This window comes from Capnocytophaga sp. oral taxon 338 str. F0234 (assembly GCF_000192225.1).
Classification (GTDB): Bacteria; Bacteroidota; Bacteroidia; order Flavobacteriales; family Flavobacteriaceae; genus Capnocytophaga.
The window spans coordinates 1,163,745-1,182,837 of record NZ_GL872413.1 but is presented as its reverse complement, the minus strand read 5'-3'; the positions used below and the strand labels follow the sequence as shown (position 1 = coordinate 1,182,837).

At 34.1% G+C, this 19,093-nt stretch carries 16 protein-coding genes and 2 pseudogenes; 10 read left to right on the top strand and 8 right to left on the bottom strand.

Translation table 11 applies throughout. From position 1 onward, the window contains the following. Positions 1-46: 46 nt before the first annotated feature. From HMPREF9071_RS05395 to HMPREF9071_RS05385, 3 genes are all read right to left on the bottom strand, one after another. Positions 47-1,279, bottom strand: coding sequence for a metallophosphoesterase (locus tag HMPREF9071_RS05395; protein WP_009745581.1), 1,233 nt, complete (start codon positions 1,277-1,279; stop codon positions 47-49). Positions 1,280-1,362: 83 nt separating this feature from the next. After that, a complete protein-coding gene (locus HMPREF9071_RS05390; RefSeq protein WP_040358339.1) occupies positions 1,363-3,408 on the bottom strand; it encodes an HD family phosphohydrolase in 2,046 nt (681 codons plus the stop codon). A 26-nt stretch (positions 3,409-3,434) separates the two neighbouring features. Then, positions 3,435-4,346 (bottom strand): dimethylarginine dimethylaminohydrolase family protein, encoded by a 912-nt coding sequence (locus HMPREF9071_RS05385; protein ID WP_009745579.1) that lies wholly within the window; start codon positions 4,344-4,346, stop codon positions 3,435-3,437. A gap of 110 nt (positions 4,347-4,456) precedes the next feature. Between HMPREF9071_RS05385 and HMPREF9071_RS05380 the strand changes: the two genes are divergently transcribed. The 4 genes and pseudogenes from HMPREF9071_RS05380 to HMPREF9071_RS12510 all read left to right on the top strand — a co-directional run. Then, entirely contained in the window at positions 4,457-5,158 is a 702-nt protein-coding gene (locus tag HMPREF9071_RS05380) for a porin family protein (protein WP_040358336.1), read from the top strand. Between the two features lie 13 nt (positions 5,159-5,171). Beyond that, positions 5,172-5,882, top strand: a complete 711-nt coding sequence (locus HMPREF9071_RS05375; protein WP_009745577.1) for a hypothetical protein — start codon at positions 5,172-5,174, stop codon at positions 5,880-5,882. A 42-nt stretch (positions 5,883-5,924) separates the two neighbouring features. Then, the gene (locus tag HMPREF9071_RS05370) at positions 5,925-7,778 is read left to right on the top strand and encodes a DNA topoisomerase IV subunit B (RefSeq protein WP_009745576.1); all 1,854 of its coding nucleotides are present in this window, start codon (positions 5,925-5,927) and stop codon (positions 7,776-7,778) included. Positions 7,779-7,947: 169 nt separating this feature from the next. Next, positions 7,948-8,049: pseudogene (locus HMPREF9071_RS12510) on the top strand (penicillin-binding protein); the annotation flags it as partial. Between the two features lie 725 nt (positions 8,050-8,774). On the opposite strand, the gene HMPREF9071_RS05360 reads toward HMPREF9071_RS12510, so the two are convergent. From HMPREF9071_RS05360 to HMPREF9071_RS11985, 3 genes and pseudogenes are all read right to left on the bottom strand, one after another. Next, the gene (locus tag HMPREF9071_RS05360) at positions 8,775-9,572 is read right to left on the bottom strand and encodes a PepSY domain-containing protein (protein WP_009745573.1); all 798 of its coding nucleotides are present in this window, start codon (positions 9,570-9,572) and stop codon (positions 8,775-8,777) included. A gap of 154 nt (positions 9,573-9,726) precedes the next feature. Beyond that, positions 9,727-9,981, bottom strand: coding sequence for a hypothetical protein (locus HMPREF9071_RS05355; RefSeq protein ID WP_117601759.1), 255 nt, complete (start codon positions 9,979-9,981; stop codon positions 9,727-9,729). Positions 9,982-10,418: 437 nt separating this feature from the next. Then, positions 10,419-11,529: pseudogene (locus tag HMPREF9071_RS11985) on the bottom strand (adenylate kinase). A 182-nt stretch (positions 11,530-11,711) separates the two neighbouring features. On the opposite strand from HMPREF9071_RS11985, the gene HMPREF9071_RS05340 reads away from it, so the two are divergent. The 4 genes from HMPREF9071_RS05340 to HMPREF9071_RS05325 all read left to right on the top strand — a co-directional run bounded on the left by HMPREF9071_RS05340 (position 11,712) and on the right by HMPREF9071_RS05325 (position 14,878). Beyond that, on the top strand, positions 11,712-13,073 hold the full coding sequence (locus HMPREF9071_RS05340) for an exonuclease domain-containing protein (protein WP_009745567.1): 1,362 nt from the start codon (positions 11,712-11,714) through the stop codon (positions 13,071-13,073). Positions 13,074-13,138: 65 nt separating this feature from the next. Next, on the top strand, positions 13,139-13,696 hold the full coding sequence (locus HMPREF9071_RS05335) for a hypothetical protein (RefSeq protein WP_009745566.1): 558 nt from the start codon (positions 13,139-13,141) through the stop codon (positions 13,694-13,696). 38 nt (positions 13,697-13,734) lie between these two features. Beyond that, a complete protein-coding gene (locus tag HMPREF9071_RS05330) occupies positions 13,735-14,391 on the top strand; it encodes a PASTA domain-containing protein (protein ID WP_009745565.1) in 657 nt (218 codons plus the stop codon). 16 nt (positions 14,392-14,407) lie between these two features. Then, positions 14,408-14,878: a hypothetical protein gene (locus HMPREF9071_RS05325; RefSeq protein WP_009745564.1), complete on the top strand. Its 471-nt coding sequence runs from the start codon at positions 14,408-14,410 to the stop codon at positions 14,876-14,878. Positions 14,879-14,999: 121 nt separating this feature from the next. Here HMPREF9071_RS05325 and HMPREF9071_RS05320 read toward each other — a convergent pair whose 3' ends face one another. Beyond that, positions 15,000-15,449, bottom strand: coding sequence for a DUF6790 family protein (locus HMPREF9071_RS05320; protein WP_009745563.1), 450 nt, complete (start codon positions 15,447-15,449; stop codon positions 15,000-15,002). A gap of 290 nt (positions 15,450-15,739) precedes the next feature. Here HMPREF9071_RS05320 and HMPREF9071_RS05315 point away from each other — a divergent pair, with 290 nt between their 5' ends. Then, positions 15,740-16,231 (top strand): hypothetical protein, encoded by a 492-nt coding sequence (locus tag HMPREF9071_RS05315; protein WP_009745562.1) that lies wholly within the window; start codon positions 15,740-15,742, stop codon positions 16,229-16,231. A 15-nt stretch (positions 16,232-16,246) separates the two neighbouring features. After that, positions 16,247-17,419 carry a sigma-54 dependent transcriptional regulator gene (locus HMPREF9071_RS05310; protein WP_009745561.1) on the top strand — a complete coding sequence of 391 codons (1,173 nt, stop codon included), beginning with the start codon at positions 16,247-16,249 and terminating at the stop codon, positions 17,417-17,419. A gap of 81 nt (positions 17,420-17,500) precedes the next feature. Here the strand turns inward: HMPREF9071_RS05310 and HMPREF9071_RS05305 are convergent, their stop codons facing one another. Next, the gene (locus HMPREF9071_RS05305) at positions 17,501-19,093 is read right to left on the bottom strand and encodes an OmpP1/FadL family transporter (RefSeq protein ID WP_009745560.1); all 1,593 of its coding nucleotides are present in this window, start codon (positions 19,091-19,093) and stop codon (positions 17,501-17,503) included.

Below are 19,093 nucleotides of genomic sequence, written 5' to 3'. Positions count from 1 at the left end.
AGTTGAAAAATTATGATACTTTTTCTAAACAACATAAATTTTTTTTCTATTTCTCCTCAAAGGAAAGCTCATTTTTATCTTTCTTTTTTAGTTCGATAACAGTGATTTCAGGCGGCATACCCACACGTCCAGGAAAAGCCAAGTAACCAAACCCACGATTTACATTAATATATTTTCCTTTTTCCTTATAAACACCACCCCAATATTTATATCGCCAACTGGCAGGACTCCACTTGATTACTCCTGGAATTTCTATACCAAACTGCATGCCATGAGTATGACCACTTAGGGTTAAGTGAATGAAATTAGGGTCATCTATCACCTTATATTGCCAATGAGTGGGATCATGAGAGAGAAGAATCTTAAAATCAGACCTATCCACTGTAAGCAATGCTTGATCTAAGTCCCCTTTTTTAATAAATCCTTCACCCCAATTTTCTACTCCCACTACAGCAATACGCTGTCTTCCACGGGAGAGAAACACTGACTCATTATTGAGCAAACAAAAACCAAGCTGATCATGCATTTGCTTGAGGTTTTCTAAATTTTTTGCTTTATCTTGTGGTGAATCCCATTGTACATAATCACCATAGTCATGGTTCCCAAGCACAGAGTACACGCCGTCTTTAGCATGTATTTGTTTGAAATATGATATCCAGGGAATCATTTCTTCTGCCTTATTATTGACCAAATCCCCCGTGAAGAAGATCACATCTCCCTTTTGGGCATTAATCATATCAATGCCATATTGTACTTTTTCTGCATTGTCAAAACTCCCTGAATGAATATCGGAGATGTGTACCACCCGATAACCATCAAAGGCATCAGGAAGATCATCAAAATAAAGGGTATGCTTTATAACTCTAAAATTATATTTTCCCCAGAACATTCCGTAAATCATACCTGCAAAAGGAATAGCAGCAATCCCCATCCCTATAAGGCTGACAAAACGTCTACGAGAGGGAATTACTTCTTCCTTTTTCATACGGAAAGGAGCACAGAGTAAGCGGATGAGAGTCTCCCCGAGAAAAAACAAACTTATAAGCGTAACAAACAAAAGCCAAGAGAGAAAAAGTCCAAAGGAAAATTGACGATGAACATCCCAAACACCTGCAAAAGATTCATTCCAAAAATAAAGGAAATAAAAAAAGAAAAAAGCAGATGCCACGTAATATAGGTAAGTAAAGACCTTGTATTTTACTGCTTTACGTACACAAAAAGCACTCAAAAGCACCATAAGTACGTAGAAGATACAAAGATAATTAATAAAATGATGCATTTCTTAATTCTACTAAATTGAGCGCAAATGTACAACAAAAAGGCACAAATACGCTCAATAATAAAGATATTTTAACAAAAAAATTATTTTGGATAAGCAATACGCAAGTGATAAATATTAAAAAGTTTTTCTTTAAGAACTTTTTTAATTTTCTCAATATCCTTAAAAGTAATATCAGCATTAAGGAATTGCCTTTCTTCTATTTGCCTTTTAACAATATTCTCTACTAAAGTATCAATTGCGTCAATAGTAGGATTAACAAGACTTTTAGAAGCAGCTTCTACAGAATCAGACATCATAAGGATTGCTGTTTCTTTAGAAAAAGGAATGGGACCTGAATAGCGGAAATCATCCTCATTAAGAGGTTCTCCTGAATCCAGTTGTTTTTTATAAAAATAATAAATAAGACTATTGCCATGGTGAGTTCGAATAAAATCAATAATACGGTCTGGGATATTATTAGCTCTTGCCATCTCAATACCATCAATTACATGGCTTTTAATAATCCTGGCACTTTCAACAGGAGTAAGCTCATCATGTGGATTTACAGAAGTTTTTTGATTCTCAGTAAAATAGAGTGGATTCTTCATCTTACCAATATCATGATAGAGAGCACCTACACGCACAAGCATCGCGTTAGCGCCAATAGCTAAGGCGCTTGCTTCAGCCAAGTTAGACACTTGTAAAGAATGCTGAAAAGAACCAGGTGCTTTTTCAGAAAGCTCTCTAAGCAGTCTATTGTGAGTATCAGAGAGCTCTAAGAGAGAAACATTAGAAACCAATCCAAACACTTTCTCATACAAATAGGTAAGAGGTTGTACAAAAAGTGTAAGAAACCCATTAAGAATAAAAAGACCAATTGTAGGATAATGGATATTATGGAGATTTCCCGTAGATATCATCAATTGGCAAAGATATGTTACAATATATGCGGCAACAATGTATGTAATAACCATAAAAAGATTAATACGATAATGCATTCCACCTTTAGTATCAAGTAAAAGCACTCCTGCTACTATGACATTAGTATAGATAAATTGGAAACTATTAGGAACAATAAACCCTATTAATATAAGTGTGATGATATAAAGAAACATTCCCAGACGTAGGTCAAAAAAGGCTTTCATTACTATAGGAAAAATGCATATTGGTAGGGCATAAATATAATCCGCATTTGCCTTAGTGATCCAAGAAACACCTGCAACAAAAAGTAATATAGTAACAAAAATCAGAGTTACAATATTATTATTAGCAAACATTTCTCCTTTGAAGTGATACAAATAAAGTAGAATCATACTAATAAGCATTGTCACAATAAGCACATAGCCTAAGAAAGAAAGGGTTGTTATATTTTCAGAACTATTCAGCGCATATTCTTTTTGCAAAGAAGTAAGTATTGCAAGTTTTTCGGCTGATACTAACTGACCTTTTTCAATAATAAGTTGACCCTTTTTAACTACTCCATAAGAATGAATAATCTTTTTAAGATTTTCCTCTAATGTTTTCTGAGTAAAATGTTCGTTAACAAAAATATTAGGCAACATAACTTCAGAAAAAATAGCATAATAAGTGTCCATATATTCTACAAAAGGCTTTTCCTTAAAATAAGAATAAATAGCCTCCTTTGTTTGGTTAAGAAAGAAAAAGTCATTCGGAGTAAAGGTAGAGACTTCATTACCTTCTACCAAGAAAATTTCTTTATCAGAAAGTTCCTGAGAAGAATAAAAAACACCATTACGGTAGACCTTCTTTAGAAATTCTTCTCCTTTATGTAAGAGTCTTTCCTGTTGTGAAGGTGCTATGGAAGCAAAGTAAGACAAAGCCTTTTGATAATAATTTTTCTTAACAGAGGCCAAAACTGTAGTATCCTTAAAGAAATAAGTGGGCGATTGGCTTTCTGTGAATTGTCTTTCTTTAGCAATCTGTTCATTTGTTTTTTTTAAGGTAAAATCAAAAGGAGCATACAAAGAAGGATGTAACCATGGTTTCCCAGACTGAAATTCATAAGAGAATTTACTTCCTTTGGGTAAGAGAAAAATAATAGCTACCACAAGTACTACTGCAAGAAAGAATTTGTAAAGGAGACCTTGCTTTGTATATAATTTATACCAAAAATGCTTTATTTTCATAATAGAAGATTTATCTAAAGATAGTATTAGTCCCTGAGCAATGGCAAAGTGGAGCATCGTAAGAGCCCTTCCTGTTTAGAGATTTCAGCATACGGGATTTCTTCTACAGTAAAGCCTTTAGCTCTAAGCCACTGATTAAGCCGGATAAAATTTCGTTCAGAAACCACTATATCAGGAGCAATAGAAAAAATATTACTAAACATCTGATACATTTCCTCACGTTCTATATGAAAAAGATTTTCCTTGCCAAAAAGATCTACTAAGTATTGATAATCTTCCTCACTGCGAAATCCTCCTTTGTAAATAATTCCTTTATCAACACCTACAGGCTGAAAACAACAATCTAAGTGAAGTGCATTATCACGAGGTTCTGTGTTGGACTTAACCAAGTCAAATGCCTTCACTATCTTATTAGGAAAGAGTGCTTTAAGCAGCTCTACTCCTTCCCTATTGGTGCGTGCTGTCTTATAATTTGCATAATCAGCTCCATAGTAAGTGCCTACGAAGATATGATCATTCCATGGCATCACATCGCCTCCTTCAATATGTATTTCAGGGGAAGGAACGATATATTGAGAAGGAGGAATCTGGCGAACTATATACTCAATAGCTTGATATTCTTCTTCTCTTTCAGGTAGAATGTTGGCTTTGATAAACTTGTCTTCAATCACAAAACCAATATCACGAGTGAAAATCTGGTTGCAATTCTCTATTAATTCAGGACGGTATACTTCTACCTCATATTTTTTAAGCACTTTGGCAAAAGCCTCCATTTCAGGAATCATATCTTCTTCCAAAGGATAAGTTCCTGCCAATATATGTTCTAAAGATTTAGGGTCATAAGCCTCCTGAGCCGTGGGAGTGGCACCATTGCTCTGAGCAGTCCCTAAGATAACTGCTCGTAGGCGATTCGTCTCGTTCTTTACTTGTATTTTCATTAGGATTAATTTTGGTGCAAATATACGGAAAATATATGAAATTATTTTATTTGGCTAAAAAAAGAAAAAATCATATCTTTGCCTTCCTAAAAACAATAAATTTTAATTATGTGAAAAAACATATCATTTTGCTGCTATTGCTCACTTCCACAGTAGGTATGGCACAAATTACTGTTGGGATACGGCTCAATAATCCATTAGTCTATGCCTCTTTTATTTCTCCCTTATATAATGAGGATGGGAAAAAATTCAACACCTATGGGAATTGGGGTGTTTTCAATTCAGGCGTCTTTGCTCGGATTCCTCTCAAAGAAAAGCATTGGGTATTACATACTGAACTTCTATATAAGAATGAGGGAACTCATCTCAGTGGCTTCGATATTCCCAATAAGGATAGGGGGCCTTATTATAGAGAAAGCCTCTATGAAGAAAAAAGACATTTTTCCCTCCAATATATAGATGCTCCTTGTCTGCTACAATGGGAAGGCAAGCGTATGTTCAGGGGGTACCTACAAGCAGGTTTTTCTCTCAAATTCTTAACCCATGCCTCCTATACTAATGGTTGGTTTAATGCCCCTGATGAGAATGTAACCCCACATTTTAACCGACTCGTTCTTACAGGGCAAGTAGGAGGCGGTGTGCTCTGGGACATCAAGCGAGTGATGATCACCGCCGATATGCGTGTATCTTGTAATCTCACCCCTATTACAGGCCACAAGGTTCGTGGTGTAGATTTTAGTGATAGTACAGGCTTTTCTCTCACTCTCGTCTCAGTAGGAGTAGGATACAAATTGGGATATAAGAAGAAATAATTAACACTATAGCATGAAACAACATGAAGAAGTTATCAAGATTATGGGAGAAAACGGAGGATGGGCTACCCTTGGTTTTCTTTATCATCATGTAGATACGTCCGAATGGAAAACCAAAACGCCTTTTGCTACCATAAGGCGAATTGTTCAGGACGAACGCTTCTTTTTCAAAATAAAAGCAGGACTATGGGCACTGAAAAGTCACAAAGAGCAGCTTTTAGAGAAATTTGAATTAGAAGTATCCACTAAGAAAGAACAAGATTTTTCCCATTCCTATTTCCAAGGATTATTGGTTGAAATTGGGAATCTCAAGGGATACCACACATATATCCCGCCGCAGGATAAGAATAAACTATTCCTTGATAGAAAATTAGGTAATGTCTCTTCCTTAGATCAGATATTAGATTTCACCTATCCTGAAGTGATCAAAAGAGCCAAAACCATTGATGTCATATGGTTCAATGAGCGGAAATTTCCTCACGCTTCCTTTGAAGTAGAGCATACTACTGATATACAAAATTCTCTACTCAAATTCAACGAGTTACAAGATTTCTACACTAAGTTCTATATCCTTAGTGCAGCAGAAAGAAAACGAGAATTTGAACAGAAAATAGCTTATACTTCCTTCAAAGATATAAGGAATAGGGTGTCTTTTATTGATTATGATTTTGTAGCAAACTTACATACCAAGAGCTTTGAACTACTGAAAATAGGACAGTTATAATATAAAAACGAATCAAACCCTTAACAACTATAGAAAACACAAATGGAACCCATAGATTTTAACAAACCCAATATGGAATACGGAGAAGATAATATACAGACCCTTGAGTGGCAGGAGCATGTACGTATGCGCCCTGGTATGTACATAGGTAAGCTCGGCGATGGCTCCTCAGCTGATGATGGGATCTATATCCTACTGAAGGAGGCGATCGATAACTCCATAGACGAGTTTGTCATGGGGGCTGGTAAGCAGATAGAGGTACGTATAGAGGACAACAAGGTTACTGTACGTGATTTCGGACGTGGGATTCCCTTAGGAAAAGTGGTAGATGTAGTTTCCAAGATGAACACAGGAGGAAAATATGATTCCCGTGCTTTCAAAAAATCTGTGGGGTTAAATGGAGTAGGTACCAAGGCTGTCAATGCACTTTCCTCCTATTTCTATGTAGCTTCCGTACGTGACGGACAGCGAAAAAGTGCCACATTCTCTTTGGGGGTATTACAAGAGGAATCTCCCTTGGAAGCCTCCAATGAAAAAAGAGGTACCTTAGTAACGTTTGTCCCCGACGGAACCATCTTTAAGAACTACAAATTCCGTTCGGAATATGTGGTAAGAATGCTTAAAAACTATACCTACCTCAATCCTGGACTTACTATTATATATAATGGAGAGAAATTTTTCTCTGAAAATGGTTTGGAAGACCTGCTCAAAGAAGACAACAACGAAGAAGATTTTGCCTATCCTATTATCCACCTCAGTGGAGAGGATATAGAGATTGCCCTTACTCATAGCAAAAGCCAATACAGCGAGCAATATTACTCGTTTGTCAATGGGCAGAATACCACCCAAGGAGGTACCCACCTCAATGCTTATCGTGAAGCCATTGTAGCTACCTTACGCAACTATTATAACAAACCTTATGAAGCCTCTGATATTCGTAAGTCTATTATTGGAGCTATCTCTATCAAGGTGATGGAGCCTGTTTTTGAGAGTCAAACCAAGACCAAATTGGGTTCTACTGAGATGGGAGAAGGTATGCCTTCAGTACGTACTTATATTACCAATTTCGTGCAAAAACATTTAGACGATTATCTACACAAGCAACCTGGAATAGCTGAAGAGATACAGCGGAAAATCCTACAAGCAGAGCGCGAACGCAAGGAACTATCAGATATTCGTAAACTCGCGCGCGACCGAACCAAGAAAGTGAGCCTACACAACAAAAAGCTACGAGACTGCCGTATTCACCTAACCGATAGTAAGCACGAACAAGCCCTTGAAAGTACCCTCTTTATCACCGAAGGAAACTCCGCTTCAGGGTCTATCACTACCTCCCGCGATGCCAATACCCAAGCGGTATTCTCTCTGCGTGGAAAGCCGCTAAACTCGTTTGGGAAAACTAAAAAAATTGTCTATGAGAATGAGGAATTCAACCTCCTACAAGCCGCTTTGGATATAGAGGACTCCATAGAAAACCTGCGATATAACAATATTGTCCTTGCCACCGATGCCGATGTAGATGGGATGCACATTCGCCTGCTGCTGATCACCTTTTTCCTACAGTTCTTCCCTGAACTGATCAAGGAGGGGCATGTATATATCCTACAAACGCCCCTATTCCGTGTACGCAATAGTAAGGAAACTATTTATTGCTATACCGATGAAGAACGTATTGCTGCTATAGAAAAACTAAAAAATCCTGAAATTACACGATTCAAAGGGTTGGGAGAGATCTCCCCGGATGAGTTCAAACACTTTATCGGTCAGGATATGCGCCTTGACCCTGTAATGATAGACAAAACCATGCATATAGAGAAATTATTGGACTTCTATATGGGCAACAATACTCCTGAGCGCCAAGATTTTATTATTAATAACCTCAAATACGAGGTATAGCTAAAACAAATCCCCACAAGTAGCTTATATATTTGTGGGGATTCATTTTTTGTAGTTTTTATTCTATTTATCAATATTAATACTATCTCTAATAGGAATAAATATTCTTTCCTTTGAAAATTCAGTCAAAGTCCAGAACCTAATGAAAAAGTAAAAAAAATAGAAAAACCTAACTCTCAATCCTTCCAATTACCCTAAAGTTACCGTCCCTCGTGTAATCCAAATCACCTATCGCAATGCTAATGTCATTCTTAAAGCTGTAGGATTGTCCTATTGATTTCTAAAAGTACCTCCCAAAATATTATCTTCTATGCTTTTGAAAGAAATTGAACTTTACTATAAAGTTTAATTTCTTTCTATATTGGTATATTCTTACCCCTAAAACAAATAAAAATAAGGGAATGATATTGAATAAAGAAAAAAAAGAAAACATCATACACCCTATAATTAACAAAGGAGCATATAAAAGAAGTATTATTACATCTATTAATATAAAATAGGTTTTATCTTCTATATCATAATGATAAAAATAGGGTTTCCCTTTCTTTTCCTTATACAAAAAATAAGGAATAAGGATATATAACAATATAGAAATATAAAAATAGGTCTTGAATAGAAAAGGAATATCTATTCTGTCTTCAAAAAACAGAGATTGTGCCAATGAATATGGAATTGTTCTAAAAAAAGCAATTATATAATGTGGAGTAGAAATACTAAACCCTCCTGTACCAGGCATCGCAACAAAAGCTGTCGTAGCCAATACACTATTATAACATAAAAATAGTAGGAGAACTATATAAATATTACATCTTATATTTATATTGAGATTTTTCATATTTTTAATTTTCAATTATGCAAAATCATTTTGAAGGATTTAAAACAATGATATACAGAAAGATAACATCTTTAACATTGATACAACACATGAATAAGTTTATATTATATAGAGAAACTCTCAATCTAAAAGCCTCTATTATTTGAAATGCACAACAGGTTCTACTTATCAATATCAATACTATCTCTAATAGGAATAAATATTCTCTCTTTTGGAAATTCAAATGAATCATAATATTCCTTTTTTGTAGAATAACGGATGTCTTTAAAAAGAAATTTCCCATCATAAGCATCTATATAATACTTACGTGCGGAACCTTCTTCTCCACGACTAATAAATTCTAATGAATAAACGTATTTTCCTTCTATCTTCATTCGGCTAAAGAAACATCTTACAAATCTTCCTTGGTAAGGTTCAAAGATATCTACCCCAAGAGCATTAAGAATAATATTTCTTACTTGTTCTATACCTATAAAATAGTAGTCATCATAATATTTAGTTTCTATAAGCTTTCCTTTGCGGTTAAAAGTACGTGTAGGACCTACCTCACAATCACTTACATAGAAAGTTTTTTCTATGAGCCTACCTTTTCTGTCATATATCTTTACTGTTTTTAAAGGCTCATTTCCAAAAGAAGAATTTCCTCCTCCAAAAACTATAGTCATTCTAGCACCTGCATTTTTGGAAAAAAGAGAAATATCTATGTTATTCTTCTTTTCAAATTCTATTTTAAATGAAAAAGCACCTTTAAGTTTATCATAATATTTTTCTAATTCTCGTTTACACTCCTCATCTTCGGGGTAATTATAGCAAATATCCAATAATGCTTGGTAGGTTTTCAAATCTACTATATTAACTTTTTCTGTATGATTATCATGACAATAATCATAGCCTTTGATGACTTGCGCTTTACCTATAGCTACTATAAAGATCACTAATAAGATACATCTTTTGTTCATATTATTTTTTTATCTAATTCTCCACTGATGCAAACTTGCGGCTCATGTCTTATTTTTTAACAGTATATTTAACACATTACCAACAAAGATATATTTTTCAAATAGCAATTATCCAGCCTAATATAAAAAATAATACCCATATAATATGCAACACCTAAACAATTATAGCTCTTTCAGCATCTCTTATCTTCTTTTGCCAAAGGTATAATAACAAAGAACAAATCACTACATACACCCCAAACAATATATAATACACCTGATATTGCCACAGAGGTGGTTTGTATATTTCATAATCCATTCGTTGCATTAGATCTTCCGTATCAAACCAACTTCCAGCCATCCAAGAGAACTGAAATATCGCAAAAATATTGTAAATCCAAAATAAAAATATAATTTTATATAGTTTCATCGTTTTAAAATTTTTATAGTTATTTCTAAAAATCCACTCACTACACTGGCATATTCCTTGTAGCTCAATTCCTATCAATTAGGCTTTAGTGCTTTTATATTATGCTAATTGTTAGTGCTTTATTTTTATAACAACATATCTGATATATTACCTTACTAGTGAAAAAGTAAGAGAGTTTAAATTCATTTTCTCCCATTCATTTTTTATTTCTTCAGAAACAAAAATACTCTTTTCACTATCCACACAAATCCAATCTTTGGTAAGTGTAGCTATTTCCAAGATCCATCTAATAGCATTCCTTTTGGCGATCGCTTTCATTAGTGCCTTGGGAGGGAATAACTTATCTATGGGGACAAATATACAAAAAATTATACCACTGTACAATAAAAAATCTCTAACCATCGAGGTTAGAGATTTGTATTTTATATAGGTGTTCTTTACAACACATCTATCACTTTAGAGAGACGCTGTGTGATTTCCTCAATAGAACCTATACCATTGATAGAGTGATATTTGCCTTGCTTTTTGTAAAAGTTAATGAGAGGAGCGGTTTTTTGGTTGTATTCTACAAAGCGGTTGCGAATTTTGCCTTCGTCTTGGTCATCAGAGCGGCCACTTACTTTGCCTCGTTCTACAAGTCTTTTGATTAGCTCTTCATCGTCAGCATCAAGGGCTAAGGTTGCACTGATATTCATTTGCTTAGAAGCCAAGAATGCATCTAGCGCTTCGGCTTGGGTTATGGTACGAGGGAATCCGTCAAAGATAAAGCCTGCTGCATTGGGGTTCTTTTCTATTTCCTCTTGGAGCATTTGGATCGTTACCTCATCGGGAACAAGTTGTCCCTTATCCATATAAGATTGAGCTAATATTCCCAAATCAGTACCATTTTTCAAATGCTTTCGGAACAAGTCCCCTGTGGAAATATGCACCAATCCATATTTCTCTTTTAAAAAAAGCCGCTTGTGTTCCTTTCCCTGCTCCTGGTTTCCCAAACAAAACCAAATTTTTCATATTTTCTATATTTAGTTGATATATTTCAGGGAGATTTCTCCCCAATTCATCATAATCCAATCCATAGCCCACAATAAAACGATTAGGAATAGAAAATCCTATATGATGTACTGTTAAATTCTTTGTATAAGCTTCTGGTTTGAAAAACAAAGTTACTATACGTAAGGAAGCTACCTTTTTATCTGCAAAGAAGTTATAGATTTCCTCCAGAGTATTACCTGTATCCACAATATCTTCTATCACAACTACATCTCTGCCTACTATATCAAAAGGAAGCCCAAAGAGTTGCTTAACCTTATGTGTACTTTGCAAACCTTCATAAGAGGAAAAGCGTACAAAAGACACCTCACAATTTCCTTTGTAAGCACGAATAAAATCCGATGCAAACATGAATGAACCATTAAGTATAGAGATGAAAAGGGGTGTTTTCCCATGCATTTGCTCTTCTACTTCTCTGGCAAGCCTTTCTACTTCTTGTGCTATTTTTTCACTAGAGATATAAGGGCGGAACTCTTTATCAAGTATCTTAATTAGCATAAATATTTTTTTAAAGCTACAAAGGTAAGATTTTTTTGTCACATAATAATACTTTTTTTATCTTTTTTCAATTATAAAAATACTTTATTTTTAAGTATTTAGGAAACTCAAGAAAATAAAACGTTTTTTCTTTTGCAAAAAATACTAAAATTCCTACCTTTGCCCAATAAATAAAGAAAAAATTGTACGCTATTTTAGATATAGAAACCACTGGAGGAAAGCTTAATGAGGAATCTATTACTGAAATTGCTATCTATCGTTTTGATGGCAATGAGGTAACTGATCGTTTTATTTCTCTTATCAACCCTGAGAAGAAAATAGATGATTTTGTAGCTCATCTTACAGGTATCTCTAACAAAATGGTTCGCAATGCACCTAAGTTCTACGAGGTAGCTAAGCGCATTATAGAAATTACAGATGGATGTATTATCGTAGCTCATAATGCCGCTTTTGATTACCGAATATTGCGCTTGGAGTTTCGAAGATTAGGTTTTGATTTTCATCGCAATACTATCTGTACAGTAGAGATGTCTCAGCGATTGCTACCCCAGGAATCTTCTTACAGTCTGGGAAAACTCACTCGATCATTAGGTATTCCCCTGTTGGGCAGGCACAGAGCAAATGGAGACGCCATGGCTACGGTACACCTTTTTAAGCTACTACTGACTAAAGATACTCAAAAAACCGCTTTGACTGAGTTTGTTAAACAAAATTTACATCCCTCATTAAACACTCACTTACTATCCATTTTGGATACACTTCCTAACCAGTTAGGAATATATTATATTTATGACAAAAAAGGAAAGCTCATTTTTCTATCCAAAAGCAAGAATATCTATAAGCGTGTCAATGAACATTTTACTTCTGAAAATAAAAGAGATCTTTATATACAGAAACATGTAGGAGAGATCATGTATGAACTCACAGGAACTACTCTCATTGCCACTCTCAAGGAAGCACAGGAACTTCAAAAGAAACCTTTCCTTAATAGAAAGAAAAAGAAAAAATCCTTTCCCTTTGTTTTAGTAGCTCATACTAATGAAAAAGGATACATACAACTTTCCATAGAATTTGTAAATACTTCTCAAGAGAATTTAGCCATTTTTGAAAGCAAAGAAGAAGGTCTCAATCTACTTTTTGAACTTACCGAACGTTACCAACTCTGTACTAAACTCAATGGATTTTCTAAAGCACATACTTATTGTTATAACCACTCTATCGGTCAATGTAAGGGAGCTTGCATGGGTGATGAACCCTTTGATGAATATAATCAAAGAGTTTATAAAGCGCTTGAACATTATACACTTAAAAATAGAACCTTTGTCATTATGGACAAAGGACGTACTGTACAGGAGAAAAGTATTATCTTTGTGGAAAATGGTTATATCAAAGGATATGGCTTCATTGAACTGAACTATCATCTGTCAAAGAATATTCTCCAAAAGTATCTTACTCCTATGGAGCATAATTCTGAAATGGCACATTTATTAGAATATCACCTTAGAAAACACCCTTTAGCAAAACAGATTCCTATAAAAGATTAACATCTTGAACTGAATCCCATTTTTTTTATGTACCTTTGCCCCGAAAAAGATTACTATATTTTTTAATGAAAAAACGTACTATCCTTAGCCTATTACTCTTTGCTTTTGTTCTCTCATTTTTTGTGACCAATTTAGGTTATGAATCACAGATACTCCTTCAAAGGATTTTTTCCTCTCAAGTGGAAATTCTCCCCCAAGAGAAACAATATAGTATTGACCCAGATTGGATTCTTAAAGATAAAAACAACAGGCAGTTTTCTTTTACTCAATCCAAAGGAAGAGTAAAGTTTGTTTATTTTTTCTCTTCATGGAGAGCTATGAGTATTGCTGATCTTACAGGTATTCAGAAGCTTTATGATGATTATCACAACAAAATAGATTTCTACATCATCACCAATGAACTTCCCCAGCCTGTAGAACAGAAACAACAAGATAGAAAATTCACTTTTAAAGTAACTTATCTTATTCAAGAAGTCAAAATGCCTTTTGATCCTGAGAAGATTCCCTCTGGATATATTATAAATAAAGAAGATAAAGTAGTAGCTCAGGGGTTTGGAAATACTCGGTGGAATAGTAACAAAGTACGAAAGCTATTGAATAATTTAATAAGTTCATCCTTATAACTTTTTCTAAAAGAAATATTTATTAAATATTATTTATCATGAAGAAAATACAATCCATCATATCAAAGATCTTAAAAAACAGAGATTTCCGTTTCTGGGGATTACAAATTTTTTTAGCTATTGTGCTAATTACTGTAATTGTTTATATAATACTGCTTTCTCTGAATAGCTGGACAAGGCATGGACAATTTGTTGTAGTTCCTGATCTCTCCTCAAAGCCCTTGAGTGAAGCGCAAAAACTGTTAGAAGAAAGTCATCTACGCTATGAGGTAACTGATTCTGCTACTTATGATCCCAAAATTCCTAAATATGCCGTCATTAGCCAAAGCCCAGAAGCTAATGAAAAGGTAAAGAAAAACCGAAAAATATACCTAACTCTTAACCCTTCTAATTATCCCAAAGTTACTGTACCTCGTGTAATTCAAATCACTTATCGTAGTGCTGATGCTACCTTAAAAGCAGTCGGCTTATCAGTAGGTAAAGTAACCTATGTCAATAATATAGGTAAGGATATGGTATTAAGAATGTTCTATAAGGGAAAGGAAGTAAAACCTGGAGATATGCTTACTAAAAAATCAGTAGTGGATTTAGAATGTGGAAATGGGTTTAACCCTGCTAATCCTGATGCTCCCATTTCCGAAGATAATGATACAGATAACGATAAATCTAAGGATAACGGAGGAATTGATTTTTAATAAATAGAAAAAAATCATGAATATAAAACTTTTATTTAAAACTACTAAAGCCATTTATTTTGGTATGCTATTTTCCATAATGTTCTTTGGATCAGTTATCTATTTTATTACTCCAAAAGAAGTTTGGAGCTATTCTTTTTCCTCTGAAAGTGCTTTACTTCCTGTGGGTATATTACTTTCAATTATTGCTCCTTTTTTTAGTAATTGGCTTTATAAGAAAAACTTAAATAATATTTCTACAGAAATATCTTTGAATAAAAAGCTCATTGACTTTCAAAAATATTCCATCCAACGTTATGCCATTATAGAAGGCACCATTCTCTTTAACCTTGCTATTGCTTTTCTTTTACACACAGCTATTTCTTGGCTATTAGGTTTAGTATTACTTTGTTTTTTCTATACTTTTTCTCCTACTAAAGAAAAAGTTATAAGAGATTTGAACCTCAATCCAAAGGAGCAAAATGATTTTCTTAGAGAATTAGAATAAGAAAGAAGCCTTACCTTATTAGAAACTAAACTTTGAAGTTTAATTTTATTTTACATTAATCCATTCTTATTCCATTCCAAGAGTCAATTTCTTAATCAATGAATATTGTTTACTCAATTATTCATATTTTCAAAGATATAAATAATATGATTAAAGTTATTGGCATTAGAAAATCAGGTAATATTATCCAAACATTTCCTTTATTGAAATTATTCTTTTGCTTTATTTCAATAATATGTAGAATACCTGCACCTATCAGAAATACACAAAAAGGAATGGCTGTTGCTATCCAAAAACAATCACGTACCCAATGACATAAAATACCACAAATGCCAATTCCTAAGGATACAAATCCTAATTCTTTTTGGAATCCATTAGAAACCCAGCCTATTGTCCTAGCCACTTTTTCACTTAATATAGTATGACCAATAAAGTTAAAGATTCCAAAAAATCCAACTCCAATAACCAGATGTGAATACAAAGACCAAAAAAGAAAACTAGCTCCTCCCACAAAACTATAAAGAATAAAAGCTATTATCCAACAAATGAAATAAACAATAAGATATATCATATTTATTAATTTATACTACTAATTCAGATAGGAAAACTTATCCCTTCTTTATCAAAATAAATTAAGCAAAGTTACAAATTTAATTACTAAAAATAAAGAAGTTACGAACATTAAATTATTGTTAATTTCATATCTATTGCTTATTCTTTTTCAATTATTATTTATTAAAATACAGTTAGTTACATATTATATAAAAAGCCCATAAATAATTAAAGTCATATAATTTCTCTGAACAGCTACTTTTTTTGCCAAAAAAATTGTACTTTTACACCCTAAATTAAAATAGTTGTATGAAAAAAATATTACTTTCTATGCTTTGTATTGCCCTCTATGCTTGTCAAGAAAACAATGCTACAGAACCTTCTGTAACCAAAGAGGAGCAAGAAAAGAAATTAGCTCAAGAACGTTTTACTGCCTTGGGAAAGGAACTTGATGAATATCCTTCTTTCAAGGAATGTGAAAGTATCACCACCAAAGATGAAAAACTCAAATGCTTTACAGATAATCTCTCTAAACACTATCAAGAGATGCTCAACAGTCAAAAGTTAGCTATTGGAGATGCGCTTACCGACACTGTAAAAGTAACTTTACTCATTAGTAATGAAGGAATTATCAGCGTAAAAGAAGTTGAAATGTCTGATAAAACAAAAGAGCTCCTTCCCTCCTTAGAAAGTTTATTAAAGAATGAAACTGAAAAGTTAGCTCCTATAATTCCTGCTAAGAAAAACCAAGTAAATGTAGCTACTGAATATATACTTCCTTTGGTCATTGATGTAAAATAAAGTAAAAACTATCCCATGCCTAAGATACTATTAGTAGAAGATGAGGCTTCTATACGACGTGTACTCAATAACATTCTTAGTGAAGAGGACAAAAGCTACCAAATAGAAGAGGCTACCAATGGACAAGAAGCTATAGACAAAATCCGTAAGGAACTATATGACTTGGTTCTCTGTGATATAAAAATGCCTAAGAAAGATGGTTTAGAAGTCCTTTTAGAGGCTAAAGGGCTCTATCCTAACCTTCGTATAGTAATGATTTCCGGACATGGTGATCTGGAGACAGCAGTACAGGCTATGAAAATGGGAGCTTTTGATTATATCGCTAAACCTCCTGATCTGAATCGCCTTTTAACCACCATCCGTAATGCTTTGACAGTTCCTTCAGAAGAAGAGAAGCCCAAAGGAAACTCAAAAAATATTAAGAAAAATCCTACTGAAGATCAGATGATAGGAGAAAGTGAGCCTATCCAGAAGATAAAAGCCATGATTGATAAGGTAGCCCCTACTGATGTCCGAGTACTTATTACCGGACCTAATGGATCTGGAAAAGAGTTAGTCGCCCGTGCTTTGCATCAAGGAAGTGAACGTGCACAATCCCCTATGATCGAGGTTAACTGTGCCGCAATTCCCTCTGAGCTAATAGAGAGTGAGCTTTTTGGGCATATTAAGGGCTCTTTTACCTCTGCTGTGAAAGACCGTATAGGAAAATTTGAAGCTGCAGATAAAGGAACTATTTTCTTGGATGAAATAGGTGATATGAGTCTTTCGGCACAAGCAAAAGTATTGCGTGCCTTACAAGAAAAAAAGATTACCAAAGTAGGAAGTGAAAAAGATATATCAGTAGATGTACGAGTAATTGCTGCTACTAATAAAGATTTGAAGCGAGAAATAGCTGAAGGCCGTTTTCGAGAAGATTTATATCATCGTTTAGCAGTAATTCTCTTAGAAGTTCCTTCGTTAAATGAACGAAAAGATGATATTCCTTTACTTGTTAATTACTTTACAGATAAGATAAACAAAGAACAAGGAATCCATAAAAAGTTCCAACCTAAAGCCATAGAACAACTTGAACAATACGAATGGACAGGAAATATCCGAGAACTAAGAAATGTTGTAGAACGTTTACTAATCCTCTCTGAAGGAGATGTAACTGTAAAAGATGTAAAAGCCTTTGGTGGAAAAGAATAAAGAATATTATAAAATTAAAGAGAGGTTGCCCTTTTCAAGCAACCTCTCTTCATTATGAAAACAAACTAAAATCAATAATCTTTATAATTTAAAAGTAACTGAAAGAAGTAATGTTTGAAAAGTACTATTTGTTTTTGGAGTATCTGTCAAAACACTTTCATAGATTTGTGGGTACCGAGTTTGCTCTGCCATATCATAAGAAAGATCAAAACGCATACCTCTGAAAGCTATTCCTGCTCCTGTAGAAAATCCATTAAGATCCCCTATAGGCTTCAAGTTTGTTTTATAAGGGCTCTGCTCATAGCGATAACCTGTCCTCAAGAATAAATTAACCTTATCGTGAATTATGAAACGATATTCAGCTCCAAAACGCAAAGCAGAAGTGTCTCCTAAGGTTTGCTCTATAATACTATTCTCAGATTTTAAGTTATCTGTACTGTAATATATCTTACCATATCCTTTATAAATGTAATCACCACTAAGAATAAGCTGTTTATTCCATACCCAACTGGCTCCCACGATCCAAGAACTTGGTGTACGGAAGTGATATCTATCATAAACAGCTACCACATTGGGATTAGCATAGTAATCACCATTATTAGCACTCAATGATTGTGCTATTTCATCCTGCAAATTATACCAAGTAGGAGATATATAAGTAAGTCCCAATCGTACTCCTTTTGCAACTTCAGCTATAGCTCCTAATTGCAGAGAGAAGCCGTTTCCTGTTGTTTTTACATCATTTTGAAAATAAGCAGAGGTAATCGTAGATTTTGTATTATTTAAATATGTCTCCCTATGACGAGTAAGAGACCTATAATCCACACTATGAGTATTAAGATTAATTCCAAAAGAGAAAAAATCATAGCATGCTCCAAAATTAAAACTATATTTGTTCACCCCCCCCTCTGTATAGTGTTCAATATTTTGAATGGTTGTAGCATTAGGAGAGATGTTTTTCTCATAAGTAGTCTCATTCAATACTGCATTAGCTTGATCATCTGTCATAGAAGGATTAATACTAGTATTACCACTTAAAGGTTTCACTAATCCTACTGTATAACCCAAAAGAGCATTACGTAATCTATAAGGGCTAAATCTTTGTGCACGTCCATAAGAACTATAGAGATCATCCAATCGCCATCTTTGTGAAGGTTTTTTTTCAGAATTATACTCCTGTAACATTAAGTTTTGTTGTTCTATACCTTCAGCATAATATTGGAAATAATCACCTAAATTCTTACCTGTTGTTTGTCCATTATATATCAAATCCTGAGGATTAAAATTATGAGTTCGTTGATAGTTAAACCCAAAGGACATTTTCTTCCAACCATCACTTAGTAGGGAAATTGGTAGAACTATTCCAAATTGATCAAGAGAAAAATCAGAAGAATTGACCGTTTTCCCTGTTCCAAAATAAGTGCTTTTATTCTGTGTGCTATGGCTCCCTGCAGTTAAAGCAATTTCACTATCTGCAAAAATAGTACTTCCTGCTGGATTCAGTGAAATAGCAGATAGATCACCCCCTAAAGAAGAGAAAGCACCACTCATTGCTTTAAAACGAGCTGTCCCATTAAGTTCTTCCATAGAATAACGTAAGCCATCTGTAAGATTTTGAGCAGAGGCAAAGCCACCTAATAAACAGTATATTATTATTAGTATATTTTTTTTCAT